Genomic DNA, 22313 nt, shown 5'->3' with positions numbered 1-22313 from the left:
CTTGCGTTTCCGACTCTATCAGATCTTTCCGATCCGATTTCCTCGGTGCTTTCCAGGTTCCCGCTTTCGCGTTTCCCTTTCCGGCGGTTCCGACTTTATCAGAAGTTTTGGGCCGGACTGACCGGCGGCCATTTCTGAATCATCGGGGGTGGCTTCTTCGAAATCGATGTCTCGAGAAGCAAGCAGAGACTAGCTGCTGCCACCGGCACATGTCCAGTTCTAGGCAACTGTTCGAATCTACCTCCCCGCTGGTTCCGTGTCAACGGCTCCGGTGGGGCGAAGAGGAGACTAGCAGGTCAGCGGGGGTGTCCGCACATCAGGCGGCCGTCGGTACCGTCGCGCTGCGCTCGGACTCGTCGACGTCGCCCGTGTCGCCGGCACGTGCCGCGCGTCCGCCCAGGACATAGACGTACGCGAGGAACGCCAGCTCAGCAGCGATTCCGATGCCTATTCGGGCCCAGGTGGGGAGGCCGGACGGCGTGACGAAGCCTTCGATGGCTCCCGACACGAACAGAATCAGCGCCAGGCCTATCGCCATCCCCAGGGCTGCTCGTCCCTCCTCGGCGAGCGCTGTTCGGCGCGTCCGGGGGCCGGGGTCGATCACGGTCCAGCCGAGCCGTAGCCCGGTGCCCGCGGCGACGAAGACCGCGGTCAGTTCGAGGAGGCCGTGCGGGAGGACGAGTCCCAGGAAGGTGTCGAGGCGGCCGGCGGAGGACATGAGGCCGATACCGACGCCGAGGTTGAGCATGTTCTGGAAGAGGATCCAGAGCACCGGTATGCCCAGGAAGACGCCCAGGACCAGGCACATCGCGGCGGCCTGCGCGTTGTTCGTCCACACCTGGGCCGCGAAGGAGGCGGCGGGGTGGCTGGAGTAGTACGTCTCGTACTGGCCGCCGGGCCGGGTGAGGTCGCGCAGTTCGCTCGGCGCCGCGATGGACGACTGGACCTCGGGGTGAGTGCCGATCCACCAGCCCAGGAGCGCCGCGACCAGGATGGACACGAGAGCCGTGGGGACCCACCAGTGACGCGAGCGGTAGACCGCCGCCGGGAAACCGTGCGTCAGGAAGCGGGTGACGTCGCGCCAGGATGCCCGGCGGGTGCCCGTCACCGCGCTGCGCGCGCGTGCCACCAGTTGGCTGAGGCGGCCGGTGAGCTGCGGATCCGGGGCGCTGGACTGGATCAGGGAGAGGTGCGTGGCGGTGCGCTGGTACAGGGCGACGAGTTCGTCGGCCTCTGCTCCGTTCAGGCGGCGCTGGCGGCGCAGCAGGGCGTCCAGCCTGTCCCACTCGGCGCGGTGGGCGGACACGAAGACGTCGAGGTCCATCGGGTTGGCTGCTCCTCGGCTGCTCGTCGTGGGGGTCAGCTGGTGGTACTGCGGCGCGATGTGACCTCAGCTTGGCAGACTGGCCGTTCTCGGAGCAGGCCAGGGGAAGGACGGCGAGCGTGAGTGAGCTAGTGACGGGTGAGGCGGTCGCGCTGGAGTTGCGTCCCGCCAAACTGCCGAGCCGGGCGCTGGCCGTGCTGCTGGACCTGGCGGTGGCGATAGCTGTCTATGTCGTCGTGACGATCGGTCTGATCGCGTCGACGGCCACGCTGGACGACGCGGCGCAGATCGCGGTCTCGATCGCCGCCTTCGTGCTGGTGCTGGTGGGCGGGCCGATCGCGGTGGAGACGCTGAGCCACGGCCGTTCGCTGGGGAAACTGGCGTGCGGTTTGCGGGTGGTGCGTGACGACGGGGGCCCGATCCGGTTCCGGCACGCGTTGGTGCGCGGGGCTGTGGGTGTGGTCGAGATCCTGATGACGTTCGGGATCGTCGCGTGCATCGCCTCGCTGGTGTCGGCGCGGGGGCGTCGGCTCGGTGACGTGTTCGCGGGGACCCTTGTGGTCCGCGAACGGATCCCGGTGGGGAACATGCCGTACGTGCCTCCGCCGCCGCCATGGCTCGCGGGGCGGTTCGCCGAGCTCGACCTGTCCGCCGTTCCGGACGGGTTGTGGCTGGCCGTCCGCCAGTACCTGACGCGGATGCAGCAGCTGGATCCGCAGGTCGGCTGGGCCATGGCGGAGCGGCTGGCGTCCGATGTCGCCGCGCGTACGGGGACTCCGGCGCCGCAGGGTGTGCCGCCTGCCGCGTATCTGGCGACGGTGGTGCAGGAGCGGCAGGCGCGGGAGATCCGGCGGGCGTTCCGGGGCGGGGCGACCGGGTTCGCGCAGCCGGGTGCCGGCGCATACGCGGCCGGGGTGCCGGGAGTGCCCGGACCCGCGGTGGGGGCGCCGGGCGCCGGGCCTCACGGTGCTCCCCCGCCGTACGCCGCTCCTCACCCCTACGCCCCTCCCCAGCCGTACGCGCCGGCGGCTGCCGGGGGTCGGGACGGGTCTCCGCAGCAGCAGCCGCGACCGGCGCAACCGGCCGCCGTTCCTCAGGCGCACCGGCCCGACCGGCCCGACCTCGGGGACGGGCACGGCCGGAATCAGGAGGCAGGTCCTCCCGCGACGGGATTCGTGCCGCCCGCTTAGCAGCCGCGGAGCGACGCGTCGGTCGTCGTACGCACCGGCGGCCGGCTGGTGGATCGCCGCCGTCAGGTGAACACGTCGTCGTCAGGTGAACACCGACGGCGGTGTTTCGAGGTGCTCCAGCTCGATGCCGGGCGCCGCGAGCACCACGTCTCCCGCGATGTGCACGGAGTGCTGCTCCCCCGTGTCCAGGGCTGTGACCTGGTATTCGTCCACGATCAGCGGGCCGCTGTCAGTGGTGTGTGCTTCGCTTGCGATCAAGGCCCAGGACTGGTCGAGGGTGCGCGGGGCGAGGACGGGGTCGGTGAAGGCGACGAGGCGTACGCGGGTCGCCGAGACGGAGGGGGTGAGGCGAAGGAGACGGGCGGTGGCGACGAGGAACGCGGGAGAGGTTCCGGTGAAGGCGTGCGCGCGGACATTGCCTTCGGTGGCCTCCGTGCCGGTGGGGTCGGTGCGGACCCAGGTCACGCCGTCGAGGGCGGCTCCCCGGACCTGCCAGCCCGCGGCATGGAGTTCGAGACGCATGGGCCGGCCGAGTTCATCGAGGGCGAGATCGACGGAACCGGTGACCTCGCTGTGGTGGGGGCCGGGCGCGGTCCCGCTGTCCGAGGGGGTGGTGCGTTGAGCGACGTAGCGCCAGCCGGAGGGGCCGGGCGCGCAGTGGAAGTGTTCTTCGGCGAGGGGAGTGTGGTCGTGCGGATCATGGAGCGAATATCGGCCGCGGGGCATGGGCGTTCAGGTCCTCATCGGGGACAGGCCCCCGCCGTGACGGCGAGGGCCTGCTGACATCCGTACGCCGAGCCGTGGTACCGCTGCTCGGCGGGGGTCTCAGTAGCGGTAGTGGTCCGACTTGTACGGGCCTTCGACCTCGACACCGATGTACGCGGCCTGCTCGGGACGCAGCGTCGTCAGCTTCACGCCGAGCGCGTCGAGGTGGAGGCGGGCGACCTTCTCGTCCAGGTGCTTGGGCAGCGTGTAGACGTCGGTCGGGTACGACTCCGGCTTGGTGAACAGCTCGATCTGGGCCAGCGTCTGGTCCGCGAAGGAGTTGGACATCACGAAGGACGGGTGTCCGGTCGCGTTGCCCAGGTTCAGCAGGCGGCCCTCGGACAGCACGATGATGACCTTGCCGTCGGGGAACTTCCAGGTGTGGACCTGGGGCTTGACCTCGTCCTTGACGATGCCGTCGATCTTCGCGAGGCCGGCCATGTCGATCTCGTTGTCGAAGTGACCGATGTTGCCGACGATCGCCTGGTGCTTCATCTTGGCCATGTCCGCGGCCATGATGATGTCCTTGTTGCCCGTCGTGGTGACGAAGATGTCGGCCTTGTCGACGACCTCGTCGAGGGTCGTGACCTGGTAGCCGTCCATCGCCGCCTGCAGGGCGCAGATCGGGTCGATCTCGGTGATGATCACGCGGGCGCCCTGGCCGCGCAGGGACTCCGCACAGCCCTTGCCCACGTCGCCGTAACCGCAGACGACGGCGGTCTTGCCGCCGATCAGGGTGTCGGTGGCGCGGTTGATGCCGTCGATCAGGGAGTGGCGGCAGCCGTACTTGTTGTCGAACTTCGACTTGGTGACGGCGTCGTTCACGTTGATCGCCGGGAACAGCAGCGTGCCGTCGCGGTGCATCTCGTACAGGCGGTGGACGCCGGTCGTGGTCTCCTCGGTCACGCCACGGATCTCCGAGGCGAGCTGGGTCCACTTCTGCGAGCCGTCGGTGATGGTGCGGTGCAGGAGTTCGAGGATGACGCGGTGCTCGTCGGACTCGGCGGTGTCGACCGACGGGACCTTGCCGTCCTTCTCGTACTCGACGCCCTTGTGGACGAGGAGGGTGGCGTCACCACCGTCGTCGAGGATCATGTTCGGGCCGCCGGTGGGGCTGTTCGGCCAGCTCAGGGCCTGCTCCGTGCACCACCAGTACTCCTCCAGGGTCTCGCCCTTCCAGGCGAAGACCGGCACACCCTGCGGGTTGTCGGGCGTGCCGTTCGGGCCGACGGCGATGGCCGCGGCGGCGTGGTCCTGGGTGGAGAAGATGTTGCAGGAGGCCCAGCGGACCTCGGCGCCGAGGGCGACCAGGGTCTCGATGAGGACGGCGGTCTGCACGGTCATGTGCAGGGAACCGGTGACGCGGGCGCCGGCGAGGGGCTGCGCCTCGGCGTACTCCCGGCGGATCGACATCAGGCCGGGCATCTCGTGCTCGGCGAGGGTGATCTCCTTGCGGCCGAAGTCGGCCAGGGAGAGGTCGGCGACCTTGAAGTCCTGTCGGTTGTCGACAGTCGTCATTGCGAGCTGCTCCTCGGTGTCGGGGCGAGGTGGATAGGGCTGGTCTGCGCGCCGACGGGCACAGGGAGCCCCGGCTGGACACGGTGTGCCCGGTGCGCGCAGCGCAGTCCGTCGGAGGCCCTCTCTCCCTCGGCCGGTCCGCGGTGGGACCGCCCGACCGCCATCAGCAGCGACGTCTGGCTCAGCCACAAAGCTACACCGGTGGGCGGGGCGCGCCCCAGTCCGCCTCCGGACAGACGGGGCACCCGCGGGCACGGATGCGGCCGGTACGGGGAGGTGGCCGGGGACGTCCGCGCAGGGTGAGGGGGCGGTCGGTGGCTGCTCGTGGCGTCGTGACGGCTAGCCTCTGCGCGCGCGGAAATTCCGTGCGGGGTGGGGCTGGAGGGTGTCGCGGTGCGCAAGGGGCGAGGGCTGACGATCACGGCGTGGGTGTTGGGGCCATTGGGGCTGCTGCTGGTGCTCGGGTCGATTCTGGCCGCGCGTACGGCGTTCACGACGGCCGAGGTGCCCAGCGACAGCATGGCGCCCACCTACACCGTCGGCGAGCGGCTCGTGTTCGAGCGGATCGACGGGAGCGAGGTGCGGCGGGGTGACGTGGTGCTGTTCCGGTCGCCGGAGCGCTACTCCTTCTCGGCCAGCGTCCTGCAGCGCGTCATCGCGGTCGGCGGCGACCGGGTGGTGTGCTGTGACGGCGAGGGTGCGGACGAGCGGATCACGGTGAACGGGAAGCCGCTCGACGAGCCGTACGTCAAGGACGGGATCGCGGACGGGACGCACCAGCGGTACGACGTGAAGGTGCCCGAAGGCCGGCTGTTCCTGCTCGGTGATCACCGCGTGAACTCGCGGGACTCCCGGTTCTTCCCGGACGACCACGGCGGGACGGTGCCCGTCGGTGCCGTCCAGGCCCGGGTGACCGAGGACCGGGCGGTGCCTCTGGCGCTGGCGGGGGCCGGGGTGCTCGGGGTGCCCGTCGCGCTGGCGGGCGTGGGCTTCGGGATCGCGGCGTTCGTCGTACGGCGGCGGGCCCGGGCGGTGCCGCCCATGCCGCCGTGGGCCGTGTACGGCGGCCCGAACGGCACGGGTGGCCCGGGCGGAATGAGCGCCCCGGGCGGCATGGGGGGCCCGGGCAGCATGGGGGTCCCGGGCAGCATGGGGGTCCCGGGCAGTATGAGTGGCCCGGGGGCATGGGCTGACGGGCCGAGGAACACCGAGTGACAGAGGCGTCCGAGTGACGCCGAGCCGGGAAGAGCCGGACGTGAACGGCCGCGGGGCCCGCCTGGAATCCCAGGCGGGCCCCGCGGCGTGCGAGCGTCCGTGGCCCCGGTGCCGGGCGGGCCCGGCACCGTAGGGGCGAAGGTCAGTGCTCGACCGGGTGGGCCGGACCACCGGGCGTCGCCTCGGGGTCGGCGCCCTTCGCCGCCTCGGCCTCGCTGTAGATGTCCGGCTCCAGGTAGATCACGCGGGCGATCGGGACGGCGGTGCGGATACGGGCCTCGGCGGCGTCGATCGCGGAGGCGACCTGCGCCGCGGTGTCGTCGTGCTCGACGGCGATCTTCGCCGCGACCAGCAGTTCCTCGGGGCCGAGGTGGAGCGTGCGCATGTGAATGACGCCGGTGACCGTGTGACCGTCGACGATCGCGGCCTCGATCTTCTTGACGTCCTCGACGCCCGCGGCCTCGCCGAGCAGGAGGGACTTGGTCTCGGCCGCGAGGACCAGGGCGATCAGGATGAGCAGGACACCGATGCAGACCGTGCCGATGCCGTCCCAGATGCCGTCGCCGGTGAGCAGGGCCAGGCCGACACCGCCGAGGGCGAGGACGAGACCGATGAGCGCGCCGAAGTCCTCCAGGAGGACCACCGGCAGCTCGGGGGCCTTGGCGCGGCGGACGAACTGCGCCCAGGACAGCCCGCCGCGCAGTTCGTTGGACTCCTTGATGGCCGTACGGAAGGAAAAGCTCTCCGCGATGATGGCGAACACCAGGACGCCCACCGGCCAGTACCAGTGCTCCAGCTCGTGCGGGTGCTTGATCTTCTCGTAGCCCTCGTAGACGGCGAACATGCCGCCGACCGAGAAGAGGACGATCGAGACGAGGAAGGCGTAGATGTAGCGCTCGCGGCCGTAGCCGAAGGGGTGCTGCGGGGTCGCCTCGCGCTGCGCCTTCTTGCCGCCTATGAGCAGAAGGGCCTGGTTGCCGGAGTCGGCGAGCGAGTGGACGCCCTCGGCGAGCATCGAGGACGAGCCGCTGAAGGCGAACGCCACGAACTTCGATGCCGCGATCGCGAGGTTGGCGCCGAGTGCCGCCACGATCGCTTTGGTGCCGCCTGAAGCGCTCATGTGCTCCTGCTGTCCCTTCGTACGCCGTCCGGGTCCCGGTCCGTACCCTCGTACCCCGGTCCGGGCTTTGCCCGCCCTTTGCGGTGGGCCATTGTTGCAGCCCGGTGCCACAGGGGTGCGGCTGGCCACCGTGACGAGGGGTCCAGGACACCGAGGATGCCCTGTCAGGCCACCACTGTCGCGCGGAAGATCGTGCCGTTCCCTGACACTTCGGCCTTTTCGCCGGCCGGGACGAAGACCGACTGTCCGGGGGCCAGCGCGAGGTGGCCCGCGAGTGCGGTGCCCGCCGTGCAGAGGAGGATCTGCGGGGTGTCGCGGGTGAGGTCGTGCGGGACGGCGCCCTCCGCCAGGACGTACCGGGAGAGCCGGAACTCGTCGATGGGGGTCGCGTAGACCTCCTCGCCGTCCGGGGACGCCTCCGGGCGCAGGACGCCCGGGTCGGTCGCCTCGAAGCGGACGATGCGCAGGAGTTCGGGGACGTCGACGTGCTTGGGGGTGAGGCCGCAGCGCAGGACGTTGTCGGAGTTGGCCATGATCTCGACGCCGAGGCCGTTCAGGTAGGCGTGCGGGACGCCCGCGCCGAGGAACAGGGCCTCGCCCGGCTGCAGTCGCACGTAGTTGAGCAGCATGGCGGCGATGACGCCGGGGTCGCCCGGGTAGTGGTGGGCGAGGTCGGCGTACGGGGCGTAGGCGCCGCCGAGGCGGTCGCAGGCGGCGGCGGTCTCGGTGACGGTGTGGGCCATCTCCTCGGGGTCGGCGCTCAGCACCGCCGTCAGGACCTCGCGCAGCGCGGCGTCCTCCGGGTGCGCGTGCAGCAGGTCGACGTACGGCTTGAGGGAGTCGACGTCGAGTCCCGCGAGCAGGTCGGCGGCCTCGCCCGGGGCCCGGAAGCCGCACAGGCCGTCGAACTCGGTGAGGGCGCAGATCAGTTCGGGCTTGTGGTTGGCGTCCTTGTAGTTGCGGTGCGGTGCGTCGATCGGGACACCGCGGCTCTCCTCGTCCTCGAAGCCCTCCCTGGCCTGCTCCAGGTCGGGGTGCACCTGGAGGGAGAGGGGGGCACCGGCGGCGAGGATCTTCAGCAGGAACGGCAGGCGGGGACCGAACTTGGCGACCGCGGCACGGCCGAGTTCCCGCTCGGGGTCCTCGCCGACGACCTCGTTGAGCGGGCCGCGCCCGGTGCGCGAGGGAGCACCGGGGTGGGCGCCCATCCACATCTCCGCCTGCGGTTCACCGGTCGGCTCCACACCGAGCAGCCGCGCGATGGCGGTCGTCGAACCCCAGGCGTAGGGGCGGATGGTGTTGTCGAGGCGGTCCATACGAGTCTCCGCGGTTCCTTCCGGGTACGACGCGGATCCTGCCTCCGCGCACGGGGGTCGACGCCCGTCTCCGCGTACCGGGAGGCACGCAGGGGCACGGCACGGCTCCGCGTGGACGGTGCCGTGCCGGTCTCAGCGTACGAAGGTCTCTCCGCGTACGAGGATCAGGGCGTCGGAGACAAGATCATGCCCCCGAAGCGAGCGCCAGGTAAACGGCGGCGAAATCGGTGACGGCGATCAGTTCGGCGAGGGTCTCCAGTTCGTCGCCCTCCTCGGGTTCCAGTTCGCTGATCGCGGTGTCGTGGCTGAGGGCGAGCTCGCGGGCGGCGGGCGCCGCGCTGATGCCGCCGATCGGGCGGTCCCTGAGCAGCACCACGCGCGCGTGCAGGGCCTGGGCCTCCTCGACGCGGTCGCGGAAGAAGTCGTCCGGGTCGGCGCCGGCGGCGAGGGCTCCCGCGAGCAGCACGCTGTGCGAGGCGAGCGCCTCCGGGAGTTCGGCGGTGAGCGCGGGGCGGCCGGCCAGCTCGGCGAGCGCGGCGGTGAAGCGGCGTCCGGCCGGGCCCGCGGAGGCGCCCTCGGTCCAGATCACCGGGAGAACCTCGGCCAGCTCGGCCGCGAGGGTCTTCGCGGGATTGCTGTACGCGGCGATGGCCGGTCCGCAGCGCTCGGCCACGTGGTCGAGGCGGTCGGCGACCTTCTGCAGGGACTCCGGCGGGGCGGAGACGAGGCCGGTGCGGTCGAGGAGCAAGAGCAGCGGGGTGAGCAGCGCCCACAGGACTCCGGGGGCGGAGGCCGCGAGGGGCTCGTCCTGTTCGTACGGCGCGGACGCCATCGGGACGAAGAGGCCGTGCGCGCCCGCGACCGCCTCGGTCAGCGGGGAGCCGGCGGGCGCCACGGCGGCCACGGTGCAGCCGCGCCGGTACGCCTGGTCGATCAGGAGTTCGAGACCTGGCTCGGTGCCGTCGGGTGTGGCGACGAGCAGGAGGTCGACCGGGCCCGCCCAGCCGGGCAGTTCCCAGCGCAGCGCGCCCGCGGCGGGGGCGACGCCGCTCGGGGTCAGCCGGGTGACGGGGCAGCTCGGGCCGCCGAGTGTGCCGAGCAGTTCGGCGACGCCGGTGGCGGCCAGGCCCGGACCGGCGATCAGGAGGGCGCGCGGGCGGCCGTCCGGTTTGAGATCGGGGATCCCGGCCTCCGCGGCGTGCCGGACGGCGGTGCGCACCCGGGCACCGGCCTCGGCGGCGCCGCGCAGCAGCGCACGCCGGTCGGCGCGGGCGAGCGCTTCGGGGTCGTCGAGCAGCGATTCGTCGAGCATGGGGTCGGCAGCCTCCGATCACCGGGGGGTCGCTTGCGCGGGTGTCGCCGGATGGTCGCTTTCACGGGCGCGGTGTGGGCCGCGCGCCCGTACCCGTCAGGTGTCTTCTACCCGGACCTGGCCGGGTTGTCGCCTGCGGGTGCCTCGCGGGTGGCACCACGGGCGCGGACGCCGCGCCTCCGGGCTCCTGCGAGGCGGCCGTGCTCGTGCCGGGCGGCCGCTCCGCTCACGCGGGGCGGCGGGCCTCGTCGACGAGGAGTACGGGGATGCCGTCCCGGACGGGGTAGGCCAGGCCGCAGTCCGCGCCCGTGCAGACCAGCTCGCTCTCCTGCTCCTTGAGCGGGGCGTGGCAGGCCGGGCAGGCGAGGATCTCCAGGAGGCCGGCTTCGAGCGGCATGGGGTGTCCTTCCGAACAGGTGGATGCGGCCTGGTCAGAGTACCGCTGCGCGGAGCCGTGCGCCGGGGCGCGGCACAGGCTCGCCGGGGTGTCCTGGGCGGTGCTCGCGGTTCGCGGGGCGGGGAGCGGCCTCGCGGGGGCGGGCGGGGCGCGTCGCGGAGTGTCGGTGGAGCGGCCCAGGTGCTCCCCGCTCCCCCTGGGCCCTGCCGCCCTGCCCGGCTCCCCGGCGAGGTGCGGGCGAGGCGCCGGGCCGATGAGGAGGCCCGGGCCGGCGGGACGACACGACCGGCCGGGGCCGGTGCACCGACGCGACGCGCCGGGGCCGCCGGACGGACGCGACGCGCCGGGAGGCGGGCCGAACGGGGTCAGCCCCTGATGATCCCCAGGACCTCGTCGCGCACCTTCGTCATCGTCGCCTCGTCGCGCGCCTCCGCGTTCAGGCGCAGCAGCGGCTCGGTGTTGGAGGGGCGGACGTTGAACCACCAGTCGTCGGCGCTGACGGTCAGGCCGTCGAGTTCGTCCAGCCGGATGCCTACGCCGCCCGCGTAGGCGGCCTTGACGGCGGCGAGGCGGGCGGCCTGGTCCTCGACCGTGGAGTTGATCTCTCCGGAGCCGACGTACCGGTCGTACTCCGCGACGAGCCGGGAGAGCGGGCCGTCCTGGCCGCCGAGCGCGGCGAGGACGTGCAGGGCGGCGAGCATGCCCGTGTCGGCGTTCCAGAAGTCGCGGAAGTAGTAGTGCGCGGAGTGCTCGCCGCCGAAGATCGCGCCGCTGCGGGCCATCTCGGCCTTGATGAAGGAGTGGCCGACGCGGGTACGGACGGGGGTGCCGCCCTGCTCCCGCACGACCTCCGGCACCGACCAGGACGTGATGAGGTTGTGGATCACCGTGCCGCCGCCGTGCTTGGCGAGTTCGCGGGAGGCGACCAGGGCGGTGATGGCGGACGGGGACACCGGGTCGCCGTGCTCGTCGACCACGAAGCAGCGGTCCGCGTCGCCGTCGAAGGCGATGCCGAGGTCGGCGCCCTCCGCCCGGACGCGTGCCTGGAGGTCCACGATGTTCGCCGGGTCGAGCGGGTTCGCCTCGTGGTTGGGGAACGTGCCGTCCAGCTCGAAGTACATGGGGACGACGTCCAGGGGCAGGCCGGCGAAGACGGTCGGGACGGTGTGTCCGCCCATGCCGTTGCCCGCGTCGACGACGACCTTCAGGGGGCGGATGGAGGTCAGGTCGACGAGGGACCGCAGGTACGCCGCGTAGTCCTCCAACGTGTCGCGCCGCGTGATCGTGCCCGGGGCCGCGTCCCGGGCGGGGGCGCCCGAGTCGAGCCAGGACTCGACGAGTTCGCGGATCTCGGCCAGGCCGGTGTCCTGGCCGACCGGCGCGGCACCCGCGCGGCACATCTTGATGCCGTTGTACTGGGCGGGATTGTGGGAGGCGGTGAACATGGCGCCCGGCAGGCCGAACGCGCCCGAGGCGTAGTAGAGCTGGTCGGTCGAGCACAGGCCGATCTCGGTCACGTCGGCGCCGCACGACGCGGCACCTCGCGCGAAGGCACCCGACAGACCGGGCGACGAGGGCCGCATGTCGTGCCCGATGACGACGGCGTCCGCTCCGGTCACCTGGACGAAGGCGGCTCCGAACAGCTCGGCCAGCGACTCGTCCCACTGGTCCGGGACCACCCCGCGTACGTCGTACGCCTTCACGAGCTGCGACAGATCAGCAGTCACGGCCAACCCTCCAGAAGTCCACTTCGGTCGCCCCAAACTACCCGTCCGGACCAGCCGTCCGCTGTGCGGTCGGTGAGTGGACGCGCATCGGTGACCTGCGGACCTGTGCCCGTCACCCGGGGGAAACCCGCTCGTTTCAAGAGGCTGGTTCCCGGCGCCCCCGGGGTGGCGACCCGCGACCGGAGCCGGTTCGCCGGGCGCGCGTCCGGGCGCGTCCCGGGGCGGGCGGCGGAATGACGCACGAAGGGGAGGAGTCACGGCCCGGGGCGCGCCCGGACGCGCGCCCGAGGGACGGTGTCCGGCCGGGCTCAGGGGAGCATCCACTCCAGGACCGGTGAGCTCTGCCCGACCACGATGAGGCACATCACCAGCAGCAGTCCCACACTCCACGGCAGCACCTTGCGCAGCAGGTCTCCCTCGCGGCCCGCGAGACCGACCGCCGCGCACGCGATGGTCAGGTTCTGGGGCGAGATCATCTTGCCGAGCACGCCGCCCGAACTGTTGGCGGCCGCGAGCAGTTCGGGCGACAGGCCGGACTCCCTGGCCGCGCTCACCTGAAGGGCGCCGAACAAGGCGTTCGCCGAGGTGTCCGAGCCGGACACGGCCACACCGAACCACCCCAGAACGGGTGACAGGAAGGCGAGGCCCGCACCGGCCGCGGCGACGAAGTGCCCGATGGTGGCGGCCTGTCCGGAGAGGTTCATGACGTAGGCGAGGGCGAGGACGGACGTCACGGTGAGGATCGCGAACCTCAACTCGTGGACCGTGGCCGCCCATTCCCTGACCGCCACGCGCGCGTGGACCCGCAGGACGACGGCCGTGCACAGTCCGGCGAGGAGCACGAGCGTGCCGCCGGTCGACACGATCGGCCAGGTGAAGACGTTCCCGCCGACCGGATTGCCCTCCGGGTCGACGACGTTCAGGAAGGGCCAGTCGTACATCTGGGTCGCCCCCGCCAGCCAGTCCTTGACGGCGGGGATCTGCGCGACCGAGAAGATGGCCACGATCAGCGCGTACGGGGCGTAGGCGCGCACCACTTCGGGGCGCGGGTCGCGCTCGTCGAGGTCGGCGCTGCGTACGCCGGTCAGCACCGCGGCCCGTACGGGCTCGGCCGCGGGCCGGCGCGCCTGCGGCACCGCGACCAGGGCCGCCGCGCCCGCCAAGGAGGCCCCGATGTCCGCGAGTTGCGCGGAGAGGTAGTTGGAGGCGGCGAACTGCGCGACGGCGAAGGCGACTCCGCACGCCAGGGCGGGCACCCAGGTCTCCCGGAGCCCCCGGCGCCCGTCGACCAGGCCGACGAGCACGAGGGGCACGACCAGGGCCAGCAGCGGGGTCTGACGGCCCACCACGGAGGCCACGGAGTCCAGCGGCAGGCCGGTGACCTGGGCCAGCGTGACGACCGGGGTGGCCATCGCGCCGAAGGCGACGGGGGCGGTGTTGGCGACGAGCGACACGACCGCGGCGCGCACCGGGTCGAAGCCGAGCGCGACCAGCATCACCGAGCAGATCGCGACGGGGGCGCCGAAGCCCGCGAGCGCTTCGAGGAGTGCCCCGAAGCAGAAGGCGACGACGAGGGCCTGGATGCGCGGGTCGTCGGAGAGTCGCCCGAAGGAGCGGCGCAGGATGTCGAAGTGCCGGGTGCGGACGGTCATCCGGTACACCCAAAGGGCGTTGACGACGATCCACAGGATGGGGAAGAGGCCGAAGACGGCGCCCTGGGCGGCGCTGGAGAGCGTCTGGCCGACGGGCATGCCGTAGGCGAGCCAGGCGACGAGGAAGGCCGCCAGGAGGCCGATGAGGCCGGCCCAGTGTGCCTTGGTGCGGACACCGCCGAGCAGGACGAGCACGATGACGAGGGGCAGAGCGGCGACGAGGGCGGACAGGCCGAGCGAGTCGGCGACGGGCTCCAGTTGCTGGACGTACACGGGCACCTCCCCGAGTTCCGTGATGCGGAAAGCGATTTCTCACGGCAAACGGAATGGTCGTGTCCGCGACAACTTCACGTCAATGGGCGTGCACGGCTCAAAGTGATCGGTGTGCGGGAGGGTGCGGGGCGCTCAGTTGTCGGGCGAGCGCAGGATCCGCAGGTGGCCGCGGCGGGCGACCTCCATCGGGTCCGCGGAGCGGGCACTGCCGCCGGCCTCCGCGGCGCGCTGCTGCGGACGGGCCGCCTCGCGCACGGCATTGGCGAGCGCTTCCAGGTCGTCCCCGCTCGGGCGGGCGGGCCCGGAGGCGTCGGCCAGCCGGACGACCTCCCAGCCGCGCGGCGCGGTGAGGCGCTCGGAGTGCTCGGCGCACAGGTCGTAACAGTGGGGCTCGGCGTAGGTGGCGAGCGGGCCGAGGACCGCGGTCGAGTCGGCGTAGACGTACGTCAGCGTCGCTACGGCGGGACGGCCGCAAGCGGTGCGCGAACAGCGACGTACAAGGCTCACGACGTTGGACGGTACCGCACTCTTGAGCGGGCCGCGACGACTCTCCCCCAGGTCATCCCACCGTGTCGTGCTGTGACACCGCCCACACGACCGTTCCGGCGTCCGACCCTGACCTGGGCGGACAGCGTGTTCCGAGAGGCCGAACAGACCTGAAACCGGTCACCACTTGACGCAAACCATGTCAATTGCCATGTGAGTGACGGTCCGGGAAGGATACGGAATCGAGCCCAAGCTTGGCTGGAATGGTCATCGAGCGACATCCGGAACCAACGCCGGACCTCGTGCCGCCGGCTCTCCCGCCCCACGGTGGGCAGCCGCGTGGGGGCCGGGCGCGCGGGCCGCGCGGGGATTACTCTTCGTCAGTGATGGACAACCCCGTATCGCCCCGCGCCGCAGCACCCGGGCCCCGCCGTCGTGATCGCCACGGCAGGGGCATGCGCGGCCCGGTGGCGCCACCGCAGGTGCCACTCGCGGCAAGCCGCGCCGAGGTGTTCGCGGACCTGGTGCAGGACTCCGTGGAGCGGCTGGAGCGGCGCTGGCCGCAGCTCGCCGACATCGATTTCCTGGTCCTGGAGGTGCCCCGGCTGGAGGCACCGGGCGAAGCCTGGAGCGACGAGGCGGTGCCGCTGGGCGGCACGATGCCGGCGCGTGAGGGCCGCCCAGCGCGCGTGGTCGTCTACCGCCGTCCGGTCGAGATCCGCACCAAGGGGCGCGACGAGCGCGCCGCCCTGGTGCACGAGGTCGTCGTGGAACAGGTCGCCGAGCTGCTGGGGCTGACACCGGAGACGGTGGACCCGCGGTACGGCGAGGACTGATCACTCCCCACCGGATCCGCGAAGGGGACCGGGCGGGCAGGACACCGCCGCCTGATCGCCATGCCCCTGTGGGCAGGAAGCCGCCACCGGAATCCCAGGACCTGGCGGACAGGACACCGCCGCCTGTGGCTCCCGGGCCGCGGCGGGCAGGACGCCACCGCCCGATCCCCATGACCGGGCGGGCCGGACGCCGACGCCGGACTCCCAGGGATCCGGCGGGGCGGGCGTACCGGTCGAGTCCCCTGAGGGACCCGGCCGGTCACTGCTTCAGCAGCGCGGAGAGGTCCTGCTCCGCCTCCGGCACCGACACCGTCCCGCGGTCGTCCGGGAGGGTCTGGACCGTGAAGCCGGGGACGCCGTCCTGGGTGGAGGCGAGCATCCGGGAGGCGTAGACGGGGCCTCCGGAGATCCGCTCGACCGTGAGGGCGTACGTGCCCTTGAGGCCGCTCGGGACCGGCGCCGCCACGTTCTGTGTCGTGCCGCCCTTGATCGTGAACGTCTTGGACACGGCCGTGCCGCCCTCGCTGCCCGCGGACGCGGTGACCTTGACCTGGGCCTGACCGCCCGGGGCGGCCAGGGCGAGCGTGGTGCCCTTGGCGCTGTTGTCGGCGACGCTCGCGCGCGCGGAGACCGGGCCGGTGGCGGGGATGAACGCGGTCTCCTGCTGGTCGCCCTTGCCGCGCACGACCCGCAGGGCGGCGACGACCGGCACGGGCTGGTCGGTGGGCGTGAGCACCAGCGAGCCCGCCTCGCCGCGGGTGACGTCGCCGAGGTCGACCGCCGCGGTCATGCCGGCCTTCACATGCACCGTCTCGTTGCCCGCGGGGGTGATCGCGCCCGAGGGGGAGGCGAGGCGCACCTTCAGGTCGGCGTCGGTGTCGCCCGGCACGAAGGCGACGAGCCGCACCGACGTGGCGTCCTTCGGGATGCCCGGCATGACCAGGCTGCCCGCGGGGTCGGTGGACGCCGCCAGCCAGTCGCCGCCGATCTTGTCGTCCAGGGCCTGCACGGCGGCCCCGACACGGCCGCTGCGGACCTTCACGTGCACGGTGAGGTTGGTCTGCGGGGCGTCGGTCAGTGTGTTCAGCAGGATCGGCTCGCTGGAGTGCGGCTGGACCGTGATGCCGTCGCCCACCGTGGACTTGAGGGTGCCGTCCTTGCCGTACAGCTCGATGTCGACGACCGCGGCGGAGTCGTCGGGGTTGGTCAGGTGCACGTAGTCGGAGCGGTCCTCGGCGGTGCTGGCACCCGGGAACCAGAACTCGGTGTCCGGGGCCGTGCAGTTGGTGCCGAGCAGGCCGCGGCCGGTGCCCGCGGCGACCTCAGTGGTCTCCTGGACGGTCCAGCCCGGCGCGAACCTGCCCTCGGCCGTGCCGACCAGGGCGGGCGCGTCGGCACCGGAGCTGTCGCCGGTCGACGGCTTGCCGGGATCCTTGGGCTGCACGACGGGCTTGCCGGCCTTCCTGCCGTCCTTCTTGCCGCCGCTCGCGTCCGCCGACTGCTCGCTCGCGACCTGGAGTTCGGCCTTTCCGCCGGCGCTCGTGCCCTTCGAGACCGGCGTGAACGACGTGTACGCCGTGTCCGCGATGTCCGAGGTGCTCGGCTGCGGGCAGAGCAGGCTGGTGCGCTGCACGGGCAGCCGTGCGGCCGCCTTGGCGGTGTCCTCGCCGGCCGCGCCCGGAGCACTGAGCGCGGCGAATCCGGTGACGGCGGCGAGCGCTGTGGCGCCTGCGATCAGGGACAGGGTGGTGCGGTTCACTGCTGGCTCCCGTCGGGGCGCTCACTGTCGGTGCCGTGCGGCGGCTGCGGGGGCATCGGGGGCTGCGCCGGGTCGTAGGCCGGGTCGTAGCCCTGGCCCGCCGTGTCGTAGCCCTGGGCGTACGTCTGGTCGTACGACGCCGTGCCCCCGTAGGCGTACGGGTCGTACTGGCCGCCCTGGTAGGGGTCGGCCTGGTACGTCTGGTCGTAGCCGCCTGCCGCGTACTGCTGTCCGCCTTCGTACTGCTCGCCGCCGTACGTGCCGTACTCGGCGCCCGCGTAGCTCGGCGTGTCCCATTCGCCGTACGCGTGTTGCTGCGGGACGGCGGCGGGGGCGGCCGGAGCCTCCTCGTCCGGGGACGCGGGGGCGTCGGAGTCCCGGGCGGCCTGCTCGGCCTCGGCCTCGGCCTGGGCGCGCAGCCGCCGGGCGCGGCGGCCGTCGCCCGTGCTGTCCAGGGCCGGGACCGGCTGCTCCTCGGGAAGGTCGTCGTCGACGTCGCGGCGCCGGCCGGGCAGGGCGAGCACCACGAGGACGACGGCGAGCGCGCCCTGCGCCCACAGCCAGGCGGCGTGGCCGATCGGGGCGTCGAAGGTGATGTCCAACCGGCCGCCGTTCGTGGGCAGTTGGAAGCCCTGGGCCCAGCCGTCGACCGTGGTGCGGGTGAGCGGCCTGCCGTCCAGGGTGGCCACCCAGCCCTCGTCGGCCGAGTCGGCGAGCCGCAGCACCCGGCCGTCGGGACCGGCGGGGATCGTGGTGTGCACCTCGACGGGTCCGGCGGCGATGGACAGCGAGTCGCCGGACTCGGGGACGATCGCCGCGCGCGAGACCTGCTGGTCCACCCGCCACAGGGCGCTGCCGTCCTGCTGGCTGAGCCGGGTCAGGCCGGGGGTGGCGTCCAGGACGCGGCTCACCTCACGGGGCGCGCCCTTGCGGACGAGGACGTAGCGCACGGCGAAACCGCCGAGCTCGTCGGCCTGGTCGGCGCCGGAGCCCGCCACGAGGTTCGCGACGACCTTGTCGAGCCTCGTGTTGTCGCCGGCCGTCTCCGCGAGTTCGGCGTCGCCGAGGCGGGCGCCGGAGCCGCGGACGAGCATGTATCCGACGTCGGCGGCGGAGCGGCTGTCGAGGACGAGGGTGCGGGCCTGGTCGCGGGTGCCGCTCTCCTCGGCGACGAACGCGGGGACCTGCACCGGGTCGCGGCGCTCCAGGGGGCCGTCGGCGCCCCGGATCATCCAGCCCGCGGCGACGAGCAGGGGGCCTGCCGCGCAGGCGAAGGCGATGAGCGCGGCGACCGGCTGACGCCAGCCGAAGCTCTGCTCGGCCACGCGCGCGCGTGCCCCGTCGGCGCCGAGCACGGCGGCGGCCAGCAGCGCGAGGCCGTAGACCAGGGTCGCGGGACCCGCCCAGGTGGAGCCGTTCGACAGGACGGCGAAGACGAGGGCCACCAGGGCCACGGCCCAGGCCGTCCAGATGCCCGCCTGGCGCTCCGTGCGCATCAGGGCGCCCAGCGCGGCCAGCACGATGCCGAAGAGCATCAGCCCGCTGACGGTCCCGGGACCCCCCGGGCTGGCGCCGAGCAGGTCGAGCGCGGAGGCCGCGCTGTCGCCGTACTCGAGGCCTGCCTGGTCGAAGAAGCCGAAGGGGAGCAGCGTCAGCGACCAGGGGGCGAGGATCAGCAGCGGGGTGCCGAGCTGGGCCAGGAAACGCAGTCCGTAGGCGGTGATCTCGCCGCGGCGCACCACGAGGAGCGCGAGCCCGAGGACCAGCGCGACGGGCCACACGATCGGCGTGAACGCCGTGGTGACGGTGAGCAGCAGCGCGTACGCCCAGGTGGCGCGCCAGCTGCCGCGGGCTCCCGAGGCGTGCGCCAGTCCGCTCGCGGCGATGCCCGCGCGGGCGATGAGGGGAAGCAGGATCGAGAGGACGGCGGTGCCGATGCGCCCGCCCGCGAGCGCGCCGGTGGCGGCGGGCAGGAAGGCGTAGGCGACGGACGCCCAGGCACGCAGCAGACGGGACTCGACGAGGGGCCGCGAGGCGAAGTACGCGGCGAAGCCGGCCAGCGGCACGGACGCCACCAGCAGCACGGTGACCGCAAGGCCGGTGGAACCGAGCATCAGCGACGCCAGCATGGCGACGACGGCGAGGTACGGGGGCGCGGACTGGGTGCCGCCGGCACCCACCGGATGCCAGCCGTCCAGGTAGCGCGACCACAGCTCCGAGGAGTCCGCCGGGGCCGGGAGCAGCGCGCCGCCGGAGAGAGCGCCGCCGCCGAGCAGTTCACGGCAGGCCAGCAGCGAGACGAACAGCAGCACCAGGAAGAGCATCGGGCCGGGATTGCGGGCGATGCGCTTGAGGCGGGCGAACTGCTCGATCTCCAGGAAGTCGGCGTCGTCGCCGCCGGGTCCGGACTCGACCGCGCTGCCGTGCCGTCCGGCGCCGGCCGTGGCCTCGGCGTCGGAGCGGCCCACCAGATTGCTCGCGACCTGTTCGACGGTGGCCCGCACGGTCGCGCCGGGCGGCGGGAACAGCGCCCGCAGCTCGCCCTTGTCGACCTGCGGGCGGCCACGCCTGCGGCGGCCCGCGACGACCCGCTCCGGGCGCAGCAGGACGCTCAGCAGGCCGCGGATCTCGTCGACGGCCTGTCCGGGGACCTTGCCGACGAGATACGCCACCGTGCGCAGCAGGGTGCCGAGGACCAGCCGGATCAGGACCCAGGGCAGCTGCGCCGTGCGGGCGTTGACCAGGAGGGTGTAGACGGCGCCCGCCTTGTCGACCTTGTGCGGGGACGCGGAGGTGCGGCCCACGCAGTCGACGGTGCGGCGCTCGCGGGAGGCGGCCTCGGCGTGCCGTACGACCGCTTCCGGGGCGACGAGGACGCGGTGGCCGGCGGCCTGGGCGCGCCAGCACAGGTCCACGTCGTCGCGCATCAGGGGCAGCCGGCGGTCGAAGCCGCCGAGCTCCTCGAAGACGTCGCGCCGGATCAGCATGCCCGCGCTCGACACGGACAGGACGGGGTGGACGTGGTCGTGCTGGCCCTGGTCCTGCTCGCGGCGGTCCAGACCCGTCCAGCGGCGACCGGAGTTGGCGATGGTGACGCCGACCTCGAGGAGCTGACGGCGGTCGTACCAGCCGCGGAGCTTGGGGCCGACGACGGCGACGTCCCTGCCGAGCTCGTGCTCGTCCTCCACGACCTGCAGCAGCCGGGCCAGGGCGTCCGGCTCGGGGGCGCTGTCGTCGTGCAGCAGCCACAGCCACTGCTCGGGCTCGCCGTGCGGCAGGTCCGGCAGGTCGTAGGCGTCGTCGCGCCAGGTGCGCGTGACGGGGTCCCAGCCGCTGGGGCGCTTCAGATAGGGCAGATCCTCGGGGGTGAGGACCTGGGCGGTGCGCGAGGCCTCCTCCACGGCCTGGCCGAAACCGGTGCGCCGGGCGAGGTGCACCACCCGGTCCGCGCCGAGCGCTTCGGTGAGCAGCTGGGCGGAGTCGTCCGCGCTGCCGGTGTCGGCCGCCACCGCGTTCTGCACGGGGCGCTCCTGGCCGAGCAGCCCGGCGAGCACCTTGGGCAGCCAGCGGGCGCCGTCGTGGGAGACGACCACCGCGGTCACCACGTGGCGCGGGAACTCAGGTGTGGCAGCGGCGTCTTGATGGGCTGCCGAATGGCTGTGCACGGACATCGAGGTACGGGCCCCGGTTCGATGGACTGCGGTGGACGTCTGTGTCCGGCGGGGACAGCGGGACGTCTCGGACGAGGGCCCACACTAACGGCTGGGCAACACAGCGGCCCGCCGCCTGTGGATAACCCACCCGCGACGGGCCGTTCGTTACGTAGGAGTGTGTGCCGTTTGGTCGGAGGCACACGCGCGCGTGCACAGCTTCTCCCGGAGGGCCGCTCCCGGCGGTCCGCCTCCGGGGGACTCTCAGACGGCCGCCTTCTTCAGGCGGCGCCGCTCCCGCTCGGACAGACCGCCCCAGATGCCGAACCGCTCGTCGTTGGCGAGTGCGTATTCGAGGCACTCGGAGCGGACCTCACAGGCGAGGCAGACCTTCTTGGCCTCGCGGGTGGAGCCGCCCTTCTCGGGGAAGAAGGACTCGGGGTCGGTCTGGGCGCACAGCGCGCGCTCCTGCCAGCCGAGTTCCTCGTCCGCGTCGTCGACCAGCAGTTGCTGCACCAGCTCGGTCATGTGCGCCCCTCGTCTGTCTTTCGCGTCCCCGTGCTGCTGTCGTTACCGATTTCGGCTGAACGACACGAGTGAAATTACAAGTGTGCCGATCCGGGCCAGTCAAGCCGAGATCTGCTATTGGGCCCCTTATTCACTCTGCGGAACCAAGGCTATGCGGAAAGTGTTCAAATCGGCATAAACCCTGACAGCCCAAGGGGTCCAGGCCGGACGTCCCACCCCTCACCGGGAAGGACGACCGGGAGTTCGATCTCGTTCCGACACGGACTCCGAAGCGAACCGGATCACATTTGGATCACGGGGTCGCAGCGAGGTTTGTGCGCCCGGTTGTGCGCCATGTGTCCCGGGCGGCTCCTGAACAAACCTTTCGCCTGCCAGGTGAACCGGATGAGGTGAAACATCTCCCACATCTTGGACATCAAGTTGACAGTGAAGGTGTGAACCGGTGTCCTTGAGGGCATGCTCGCGAACTTGGCGCTCACCTCGACCCGCACCGCCGGGTCCCACGGTGCTGCCCGCGCTCGCTGTAGCTGTTGCTGTTGCAGCTGTTGAGCCCCACCGCGCTCCGGCTGCCTCGCCGCCACTGAGGCGAATCCTCCGCCCCTCCCGGGGCGCACGCCCGCACCAGGGCATCCCTCCCGTCCGTGAACCGGGCGGACACGGTCAGCGACACCCCAGCACTCTCCCGCCGAGGAACCACCGCATCCATGAACAGCGACAGCGACCTGCAGATCGCCGGCGACATCCTCGAAGTACCCCACCTCCTCCAGCCGCCGCGCGAGCACCCCGCCACGGTGGCCGAGTTCGTCGGGCTCGCCCGCTCGATCGCCGCCGACCGCTCCCGGTGGGAGCACCTCGTCCGGTTCGACGCGACGTCGCGCTGGTACCACCGGCTGCACACCGGTCCCGGCTACGAGGTGTGGCTGCTGTCCTGGGTGCCCGGGCAGGGCAGCGGACCGCACGACCACGGTCCCTCGTCCGGCGTACTGACCGTCCTGGAAGGCGCGTTGACCGAGCGCACCGACCGCGGACCGCGCGCGCTGGAGTCCGGCGCGCAGCGGGTGTTCGCCCCCGGTTACGTCCACGATGTCGTCAACGACTCGCTGGAACCGGCCGTGAGCCTGCACATCTACTACCCCGGCCTCACCGAGATGCCGATGCGCCCCCAAGCCGATCAGCGTGCGGCCGGCGCGACCCCCAACGCCCGCTGCGCCGTGGCCGAGGTCTCGTGACGGCCGTGCCCGAGGT

Annotated in this window: 17 protein-coding genes; 4 read left to right on the top strand and 13 right to left on the bottom strand. The window is 72.4% G+C overall.

Features of this window, described 5'->3' with window-relative positions; genetic code table 11:
* Positions 1 to 316: 316 nt before the first annotated feature.
* Positions 317 to 1324 (bottom strand): stage II sporulation protein M, encoded by a 1008-nt coding sequence (locus ACZ4IF_RS32690; protein ID WP_467569377.1) that lies wholly within the window; start codon positions 1322 to 1324, stop codon positions 317 to 319.
* Positions 1325 to 1443: 119 nt separating this feature from the next.
* Here ACZ4IF_RS32690 and ACZ4IF_RS32685 point away from each other — a divergent pair, with 119 nt between their 5' ends.
* Positions 1444 to 2514 (top strand): RDD family protein, encoded by a 1071-nt coding sequence (locus ACZ4IF_RS32685; protein WP_467569374.1) that lies wholly within the window; start codon positions 1444 to 1446, stop codon positions 2512 to 2514.
* A gap of 81 nt (positions 2515 to 2595) precedes the next feature.
* On the opposite strand, the gene ACZ4IF_RS32680 is transcribed toward ACZ4IF_RS32685, so the two are convergent.
* Both ACZ4IF_RS32680 and ahcY read right to left on the bottom strand, forming a co-directional pair.
* A complete protein-coding gene (locus tag ACZ4IF_RS32680; RefSeq protein WP_467569372.1) occupies positions 2596 to 3240 on the bottom strand; it encodes a hypothetical protein in 645 nt (214 codons plus the stop codon).
* A 99-nt stretch (positions 3241 to 3339) separates the two neighbouring features.
* Positions 3340 to 4797, bottom strand: coding sequence for an adenosylhomocysteinase (ahcY, locus tag ACZ4IF_RS32675; protein ID WP_467569369.1), 1458 nt, complete (start codon positions 4795 to 4797; stop codon positions 3340 to 3342).
* Between the two features lie 393 nt (positions 4798 to 5190).
* Between ahcY and lepB the strand changes: the two genes are divergently transcribed.
* Positions 5191 to 6012, top strand: coding sequence for a signal peptidase I (gene lepB / locus ACZ4IF_RS32670; RefSeq protein WP_467569366.1), 822 nt, complete (start codon positions 5191 to 5193; stop codon positions 6010 to 6012).
* Between the two features lie 142 nt (positions 6013 to 6154).
* On the opposite strand, the gene ACZ4IF_RS32665 is transcribed toward lepB, so the two are convergent.
* The 7 genes from ACZ4IF_RS32665 to ACZ4IF_RS32635 form a co-directional block, all read right to left on the bottom strand.
* Positions 6155 to 7132 carry a cation diffusion facilitator family transporter gene (locus ACZ4IF_RS32665; RefSeq protein WP_359501359.1) on the bottom strand — a complete coding sequence of 326 codons (978 nt, stop codon included), beginning with the start codon at positions 7130 to 7132 and terminating at the stop codon, positions 6155 to 6157.
* Positions 7133 to 7296: 164 nt separating this feature from the next.
* Positions 7297 to 8448 carry a mannose-6-phosphate isomerase, class I gene (gene manA, locus ACZ4IF_RS32660; RefSeq protein WP_467569362.1) on the bottom strand — a complete coding sequence of 384 codons (1152 nt, stop codon included), beginning with the start codon at positions 8446 to 8448 and terminating at the stop codon, positions 7297 to 7299.
* Positions 8449 to 8632: 184 nt separating this feature from the next.
* Entirely contained in the window at positions 8633 to 9760 is a 1128-nt protein-coding gene (locus ACZ4IF_RS32655) for an SIS domain-containing protein (protein WP_467569359.1), read from the bottom strand.
* A 226-nt stretch (positions 9761 to 9986) separates the two neighbouring features.
* Complete coding sequence (locus ACZ4IF_RS32650) at positions 9987 to 10157, bottom strand: Trm112 family protein (protein WP_095934758.1); 171 nt, start codon at positions 10155 to 10157, stop codon at positions 9987 to 9989.
* A 365-nt stretch (positions 10158 to 10522) separates the two neighbouring features.
* Positions 10523 to 11884, bottom strand: coding sequence for a phosphomannomutase/phosphoglucomutase (locus ACZ4IF_RS32645; protein WP_467569357.1), 1362 nt, complete (start codon positions 11882 to 11884; stop codon positions 10523 to 10525).
* 308 nt (positions 11885 to 12192) lie between these two features.
* Positions 12193 to 13809: an L-lactate permease gene (locus tag ACZ4IF_RS32640; protein WP_426677832.1), complete on the bottom strand. Its 1617-nt coding sequence runs from the start codon at positions 13807 to 13809 to the stop codon at positions 12193 to 12195.
* Between the two features lie 132 nt (positions 13810 to 13941).
* A complete protein-coding gene (locus tag ACZ4IF_RS32635; RefSeq protein ID WP_095934768.1) occupies positions 13942 to 14367 on the bottom strand; it encodes a DUF3499 domain-containing protein in 426 nt (141 codons plus the stop codon).
* Positions 14368 to 14681: 314 nt separating this feature from the next.
* Between ACZ4IF_RS32635 and ACZ4IF_RS32630 the strand changes: the two genes are divergently transcribed.
* Positions 14682 to 15131: a metallopeptidase family protein gene (locus ACZ4IF_RS32630; protein ID WP_467569354.1), complete on the top strand. Its 450-nt coding sequence runs from the start codon at positions 14682 to 14684 to the stop codon at positions 15129 to 15131.
* A gap of 259 nt (positions 15132 to 15390) precedes the next feature.
* On the opposite strand, the gene ACZ4IF_RS32625 is transcribed toward ACZ4IF_RS32630, so the two are convergent.
* The 3 genes from ACZ4IF_RS32625 to ACZ4IF_RS32615 all read right to left on the bottom strand — a co-directional run bounded on the left by ACZ4IF_RS32625 (position 15391) and on the right by ACZ4IF_RS32615 (position 21068).
* Positions 15391 to 16890, bottom strand: a complete 1500-nt coding sequence (locus tag ACZ4IF_RS32625) for a DUF5719 family protein (protein ID WP_467569351.1) — start codon at positions 16888 to 16890, stop codon at positions 15391 to 15393.
* The gene (locus tag ACZ4IF_RS32620; RefSeq protein WP_467569347.1) at positions 16887 to 20561 is read right to left on the bottom strand and encodes a glycosyltransferase family 2 protein; all 3675 of its coding nucleotides are present in this window, start codon (positions 20559 to 20561) and stop codon (positions 16887 to 16889) included. Before ACZ4IF_RS32620 ends, ACZ4IF_RS32625 begins: the two co-directional genes overlap by 4 nt.
* Positions 20562 to 20804: 243 nt before the next feature.
* Entirely contained in the window at positions 20805 to 21068 is a 264-nt protein-coding gene (locus ACZ4IF_RS32615) for a WhiB family transcriptional regulator (protein WP_003975777.1), read from the bottom strand.
* A gap of 704 nt (positions 21069 to 21772) precedes the next feature.
* On the opposite strand from ACZ4IF_RS32615, the gene ACZ4IF_RS32610 reads away from it, so the two are divergent.
* Positions 21773 to 22297 carry a cysteine dioxygenase gene (locus ACZ4IF_RS32610; protein ID WP_467569344.1) on the top strand — a complete coding sequence of 175 codons (525 nt, stop codon included), beginning with the start codon at positions 21773 to 21775 and terminating at the stop codon, positions 22295 to 22297.
* Positions 22298 to 22313: the final 16 nt, after the last annotated feature.

The organism is Streptomyces sp. NPDC025784, assembly GCF_055558435.1.
The sequence above is the reverse complement of the archived record's forward strand: the minus strand, read 5'-3'. Positions and strand labels throughout refer to the sequence as shown.